The sequence below is a fragment of the Anaerococcus sp. AGMB09787 genome, assembly GCF_022808955.1.
Classification (GTDB): Bacteria; Bacillota; Clostridia; order Tissierellales; family Peptoniphilaceae; genus Anaerococcus.
In genome coordinates, this window is record NZ_JAKZEY010000041.1 from 1 (window position 1) to 7,327 (window position 7,327).

The 7,327-nt window shown below is 29.9% G+C and carries 5 protein-coding genes; 2 read left to right on the plus strand and 3 right to left on the minus strand.

What is annotated here, in order from left to right; translation table 11 throughout:
* Positions 1 to 278 precede the first annotated feature (278 nt).
* The 3 genes from MUN42_RS07750 to MUN42_RS07760 form a co-directional block, all read right to left on the minus strand.
* Positions 279 to 470: a hypothetical protein gene (locus MUN42_RS07750; RefSeq protein WP_243344128.1), complete on the minus strand. Its 192-nt coding sequence runs from the start codon at positions 468 to 470 to the stop codon at positions 279 to 281.
* Positions 471 to 595: 125 nt separating this feature from the next.
* Complete coding sequence (locus MUN42_RS07755) at positions 596 to 1,525, minus strand: hypothetical protein (protein ID WP_243344129.1); 930 nt, start codon at positions 1,523 to 1,525, stop codon at positions 596 to 598.
* 614 nt (positions 1,526 to 2,139) lie between these two features.
* Positions 2,140 to 2,889 carry a transposase gene (locus MUN42_RS07760; RefSeq protein ID WP_347708770.1) on the minus strand — a complete coding sequence of 250 codons (750 nt, stop codon included), beginning with the start codon at positions 2,887 to 2,889 and terminating at the stop codon, positions 2,140 to 2,142.
* 996 nt (positions 2,890 to 3,885) lie between these two features.
* On the opposite strand from MUN42_RS07760, the gene MUN42_RS07765 reads away from it, so the two are divergent.
* Both MUN42_RS07765 and MUN42_RS07770 read left to right on the plus strand, forming a co-directional pair.
* Entirely contained in the window at positions 3,886 to 4,746 is an 861-nt protein-coding gene (locus MUN42_RS07765; protein ID WP_243344130.1) for a replication initiation protein, read from the plus strand.
* Between the two features lie 1,370 nt (positions 4,747 to 6,116).
* Positions 6,117 to 6,491 carry a virulence protein gene (locus tag MUN42_RS07770; protein WP_279323821.1) on the plus strand — a complete coding sequence of 125 codons (375 nt, stop codon included), beginning with the start codon at positions 6,117 to 6,119 and terminating at the stop codon, positions 6,489 to 6,491.
* The last annotated feature ends 836 nt before the right edge of the window (positions 6,492 to 7,327 follow it).

Sequence of the window (7,327 nt, forward strand, 5' to 3'; positions counted from 1 at the left end):
TAAGTAAAAAAGAGGACTAAACTAGCCCTCTTTTTTAAATTCTAATCTTTGTCATATTTTAATTTATTTTCCTTTTATTACCACTTCTTGCCGTTATAGTCCGTATGCTCCAAATCTATCTTTTCCCATCCTCCAACTCTAGACGAATTTACGCTTGTGGACTTTGTGTAAGACGATTAATCTGTTGTGTTTTATCAATCAGATTTATCGCAGTAGAGAATGAAGCAATATGCCCCCACTTCAAAAGCATTAAGCTTTAAGTGGGGGTAGTTCACTGTTTACAACTTTTTACCAAATACATTTTTTTCATATTCTTTTAATTTCTTCCTAAAGTTTTCTCCTCTCTGTTTCTCTTCTGGTGTTAATTTGCCAGGATTTTGAGAAAGCATCCTATCTAGAAAGTTTTGTCTAGACTCTTCAAAATATTCTTTTTCTCTTTGTTTTACATTTTTACTATTTTTATGTAACATACATATCACCATCAATAAATTAATATTTTAGAACCACTTAATTTAGTGTTTAAATTCTGAAAAAGATAGATTTTATAGTTTTCTACCAAACGTGTTTATCTCATATTCCTCAATTTCTTTTTTTCTTAATTTAGCTTTTTTCTTTTAAAAATAAACAAATAGTACAAAGCCAAAATAACTAATATCGCTAAAGAAACTATTATTACTATTTTTACAACACTTGAGCCTTTATCTTTTTTATCTTCAAGGTCAGTATAGTCATCCTCTAAATCGTTAGATTCTTCTATGTTAAAAGTTTTTTCGGTATTTTTTTCATCTACACTAGTAATATATTTACTATCATCATTTTGTTTATTTTCAGTATTGTCATCATTATTATCAGCTTTTTCAAGGTTTTCTGTGCTATCATCTGATTTTCTTTTGTCTTCTTTATCAGGATCTATTCCATTATTAAGCTTTTCGATTCTTTCATCAAAATATTTATCAGATTCTTTAACCTTCCTATCAGCTTCATCTGGATCCTCATTATACAAGCGTATAGTACCTTCAGCCTGCCTTTTTAACAACTCTTCTTGAAGAGCCATAGCTTCTTCTTTTGTATGCTCCCCACTTTTGAAATTACCATCTTCATCTTGATAGGCTAAAAGAACTCTAAATTCATCAAGTGATCTTTTCTCTACTTGCAAAATTGTAAAAACTCCATCATCAAGACTTGTAGCTTGTTGATCTTCTTTTACTTCCATTTTTCTTTCAAATGGATACTTTATAAATTCAAAATCCGAATTTCTTTTCATACTAGCTTTTACTTCATAGTTTCCTGTTGGAATAGAATCTTCGACCTTCCAATCATTTGATTCATCTAAAACATATTCTTTAAATAAAGTTTCCCCATCTTCTTCATAAATTTTAAAAGTTATAGGATAATTTTGTTCTTTCATCACATTAGCATATACTTTAATTCTTCCAGTTGCTTGTGCAAAAGAAAGCTTTGAACATGAGATAAATATAGCTAGTATTAGAAAAGTATTTAGTAAGTATTTTTTATATTTTGACATCTTATTTCTCTCTTTAAATAAATTTTACCACTCACAATTGATTGTTATTATAGTTGATGGCATTCCAACTATTTGAATATAAAATTTCAAATTAGTTTCTATTCTAATAGAAGTATAATTGATTATATACTGCTCGTCAATTGAATTACCAAGGATTATCATACAATATCCTAGAACAAACACCCATACAATAGTAAACATAGATTGACGAGCTCTTTTTGTATGAAATTAAGTTCCTCTTCTACAAATTTTATAAAAACATATAAATATCTGCTATAATGGTTACGTTACTATCCCTATACTGGTAACAGAAAGGGGGCGTTTCAAATGGAAAAAATACTTTCTTTCGTATTAGCTGTCATGGTAGATGTAACTAGTCACTACATCTGCAAATGGCTAGACAGCTTGCTACAAAAATTCAAAAACAGAAAAGATAGTAACTAGCCAAACAATAAAAAAGACAGGAGTTTGTTAGGGTCTCCTGTCTTTTTTGCGTTCCAAATGGAACTACTTTCTTTCTAGTCACAAACATTATACATTTTATTATTAAAAAACTCAACACAACTAGTCAAGTCCATAATATTGTGTAAATTAATCTAATACAATATTTTTTATTACATCTTAATATATATCCTAGATGATGTTATCCAATCCTCATTGATATCAATGAGGATTGCGCCTATTAAGCGTATAGCAGATTTTTCATTAGGAAATATTCTAATTACTTTTTCTCTTCTTCTTATTTCTTCATTTAGTCTTTCTAAGCAATTAGTTGATCTAAGTCTGCTATGAATTACATTATTAGCTAAATATGAAAATGCATCTTCAAATCCTTCATTTAAGGTCTTTAACGAGTTTTGGTATTTCTTTTCTTTTTCATATTTTACGAATATCTCATCTTTCATTTTTCTTGCTAGAGATACATCTTGGATTTTAAGTAAAGCCTTTATATCTGCCCTAAATTCTTCAGCGTTTTTCTTTGGTGCTTTTGATAGGATGTTTCTTAGAAAATGGGCTTGACATCTTTGCCATGATACATTTATAAATGTTTCTTTTATTGCTTTGACTAAGCCTTTGTGGGCATCAGATATTACCATTTTTAGTCCAGATAGTCCTCTAGATTTTAAATATTCAAAGAAGTTTGACCATGAGTATTCTCTTTCTCTAGCGCTTAGATCTAAGCCTATGATCTGTCTTTTTCCTTTTTCATTTATGCCGTTATAGCTCGTATTTTTTAAATCAATATTATCCCAACCACCATATAATTTAATATAAAGAGCCTTTAGCTTCTTATATTCTTCATCTGAAATATCAACAACGTCATATTCACTATAATAGTAAAAGAAATCATCGGCGTCATAAATCCGATTTTTTTTGCTTTAGGTTCTGCATCATCTTTAACTTTTTTCTTGTCTTGTGACAACCATTGCCAAGAAATTTTCTAAACTCCAAATTCACGTTTATACTCAAGAAAAGAAGAAACATGAAATTCACACCTAATTTCGAGACCAAAACGATACATTTTTGATACATTTTATTTTTTTTATAAAGGGATTTGCCCTCTTGCCCTCTAATCGTTTTAGACTAGTTTATATACCTTGATATGTTTTCTTCGAACTACGGGGCAAATATGAGCGAATTTAGCCTATCTAGGGTAAATGCTAATAGCTTATTATTATTATATATATTCCTATAGCTTCTTAATAGCTCTTACAGCTCGTTAAACGCCCCTATTTTGATTTATTCTAACTTAGTCATACAAATATACTAATTTTGTAAATAAACGCCTAGAAAGGTCAAATACGGGGCAAATAGACTATATTTGGGTTAACTCTGTTAGTTCCTTTTCCCTAAGTGCTACTTTGAAGCCCTTGCGTAAAGGGCTGGCGACGGAGCGTTAGCTCCTAGCGGGTTCGTATTCGAAGAATTATTTTTAGGATTGGGATTTTTTTATTTATCTAATTAATTTTATATCAAAACTATAAACGAGAATTTTGAGCGTAGCGAAAAATTATCTTTTTTGTCATCTACAACTGGAAAAATTTCGTTAGAAATTTTGACCTTTTACCCTCATAAAAATTTTTATTTTTTTTTGGGGGGGTACTATTTACCTAATATTTATATAATATTTATATAGTATTTAGAGCGAAATTTTCCCGGTTTCCTTGTTGAAATTTAGCCATTTATTTTTTCTTATAATGACAAATTGTCGGTTTATAATGACAAATTGTCGGTTTATAATGACAAATTGTCGGTTTATAATGACAAATTGTCGGTTTATAATGACAAATAAAAAAACTCGTCATCTTTTATTTTTAATAGTATATTATGACTAACTATTTTAGAGGAGTCATTATATTATGAAAAATAAAAAAGAAATAACACAATATAAAAACCAGGTAAATTCTATACCAATGCGAAAACGGACTGCCGAAGAAATGAATTTCTTTTTTGCCGTACTGACGAAACTGCGTGATGAGGGAACAAAAGAAATTATTATGGATAAATACGAATTAGCAGAATTGGCTAAATATACGGTTACACATAATAAAAGATATAGAGATACAATAAAAAGTTTAGTAGATAAAATAGGAACACTTACCTATCTCGAAGAAACAAAAAATTCTTATGAAGCTATGCCTTTGTTCTTGAAATTTAAAGCAACTTGGGAAGATGATTTGACAAATATGGAGTTAATTCTAAAAGTAAATCCCGAGTTTGAATATATTTTAAACCGTTGGAATGAAGGAAATTGGACAAAATTTATGTTAGAAGAATTTATCCAAATTGAATCTACGTATTCTAAAACTTTATTTAGATTGCTAAAACAATGGAAAACTGTAGGAAAAAGGGAATTTGATTTAGATGAATTTAAAAGGCTTATGGATATACCTAAAAGTTATAATGTTGGTAGAATTAACGATAGAATTGTAAAAAATGGAATTAGAGACTTAGGGCCACATTTTAAAGACTTAAAAGTTAAAATAGTTAAAGCAAACACAAAAGGAACGCCCGTTATAGGATATAAATTTACCTGGGAGCCAGAAAAAAACGATGCTTGGGATCAAAACAAATTTAATAAAGTACCAGGTAAAAAACAAACGTATAAGAAAAAGCCTTACAGAAGCAAAGACGGGACAGAATTTGCAAAATCCTATGCAGAAAAAAGACGTGAAGAATATTTTAAAGAGGTGCTGGAAGAAAAAAATAGTAAAAATTAAAAGGGAACTAAGCTTGTCCAAAGTCGGCTAGATTAGTATAATATATATGACTAAATAAATTACGTTAATCGAAATGCACAAAAAAAGAATCAGGTCGGCATACCTGGTCTTTTTTTATGCTAATTACTGATTTTCAAGCTTCTTATCTAGCCATGTAAGCGACGGATTTGTTATTATAAGAAATGGGGGTAGTTCACTTCTTTGCTTTACTTTTATTTTGGGTATAATAAATATAAGCAATCGTCAACAGATAGCTAAATAAAAAATCAATTAAAAAACAGGTAGGGCTGAGAACACTACCTGTTTTTTGTGCTTATTTTTCCTTGTCAGAAAAGCTATCAAGCCACTTGCAAACATAATAAGCTATTACATTCGCTGCGATAGCCAAAAACAAATCGTCAACAAATTTCAAGGAGAATCACCTCCTTTCAACGCATATAGTAATATACGCATTTTTATTTTACCAAATTAGTTAGAATTGGTCTTATTTATATATAGATTTATAGATTTTTTTATGGGAATGTCCTGATTTATAATGTGTTTTTTTTGTTTTTTAATTCATCGTACATATTACTTGTGTAAGTAATTGAATGTTGGAGAACTAAATAAGACGGAAACAATATATTTTATTAACAAGATATTAACAAGATGAAAATAAAAATTATCTAACTTTACAAAAATAAATCAAATGAATTTAAAAACTACCCTAGCCAAGTTAAGAGATTAAATAAAAAATACTCTAAAAAAAAGCAGGAGGCAAAAACTAACTAATACAAAAAAAAAGGGGGGGTATCGAACAGCTAAAAAATTTTTAAATGGCTTGTTTTCAATATGTACAGAGGACAAAAAAAGCCTAATATTATTAATATTATTAATAATATCATTAGCCCCGCTTTAGGCGGGGGCTATGATATGATAGGCCTAGAAAAGAAAAAAAAGAGTTAAGCATACAGAACACAGCATTTACCTTTACAGGCTTAAATATTACAGAATGTATAGGGAACAACTTAAGCAAAAGGATAACGTCTATATTATGGACGGCATAGGTAGTACCGAGGGCATCTAATTAGCGACCTAATTTTAACTTAGGGCGTAAAACATAACTTAAATTAATAAAATTATAAAGTCGTGATTTGCTACCCCATATTAGTATTAATGACCTAGGGGATCAATAATAATGACACCCCATTAAAAGACTGCACAGACAATAAAAGGGGATAGCTAATAGCGACCCCTTAATAATTTTGATGACCTTCTTACCAATGACCCCATAAGAGTTTATGAAAGTTACCCATTCTACACTTAGAAAACGCACAGAATGAGTTGTAAGGCAATTTAACCGTAAAAGAGATAGGGGAGAGTATTAATAAATGAATTACGATGAAATTAGAGCAAAATATAAGCCTTATTTAAGAGAATATGTAGAGAGTAAGACCCAGAAAAGCAAAGGTAAAAATATGTATGCTATCGTATTTGATTTAGAAATAGACGTATTAAAAGCCGAATACGGGGAACTTTACAACCGAGCTTATGATGAGATTAGACAAGAATTAGAAAGCATTGGTTTTGAATGGACACAAGGAAGCGTATATATCAATCCTACAAATGAAAATAATTTAACTAATGTTTATCTTGCAATAAATAAGTTATCTAAAATTGAATGGTTCAAAAAAAGTGTTAGGGATATAAGAGCTTTCAAGGTTGAGGATTGGTCTGACTTTACAGAAATTGTCAAGCAAGGTTGATTTTGATATAATATATGTACACTGAAGGGGCGAAGGCTTAGGCTGGAGCTTCTTTTTTATTGTTTATATTGTTTAGACGCTCTAATTTGCTTTCTAAGCGATTTAAATTAATTAGGCATATAATTATATGCCTAGATATGTTTTCTTCGAACTACGGGGCAAATACGAACGATTTTAGCCTATCTAGGGTAAATGCTAATAGCTTATTATTATATGTATTCCTATAGCTTCTTAATAGCTCTTATAGCTCTTTAAACGCCCCTATTTTGGTTTATTCTAACTTAGTCATACAAATATACTAATTTTGCAAATAAACGCCTAGAAAGGTCAAATACGGGGCAAATAGACTATATCTAGGTTAACTCTGTTAGTTCATTTTCCCTAAGTGCTACTTTGAAGCCCTTGCGTAAAGGGCTGGCGACGGAGCGTTAGCTCCTAGCGGGTTCGTATTCGAAGAAAATCACTTATGGATTTATAGTTTCTTATTATTCAAATATACTTTAATAAAAATATTTATTAATTATAGATTTGTGGATAACTGCGTAGCTTTTTATCTATATTTTTATATATATTTTTATATACTTTTTAGGCGGCTCAGGCCCGTTGAGTTTACTAGTGTTCGAGGGACTAAGAAACAACAAAAAACCCACCTGGAAACAACAAAAAATCCGTCTGGAAACACCAAAAAACCCATCTGGAAGCACCAAAAAATCCAACTGGAAACACCAAGATATAAAATTAGGTTTTTGTTATAAAATTTGATATCATTTTAAAAAATATGATTTTCTAATTTTCTGAAAATAAGGTTCAATATGAAAGATAAATTTACTCTAACT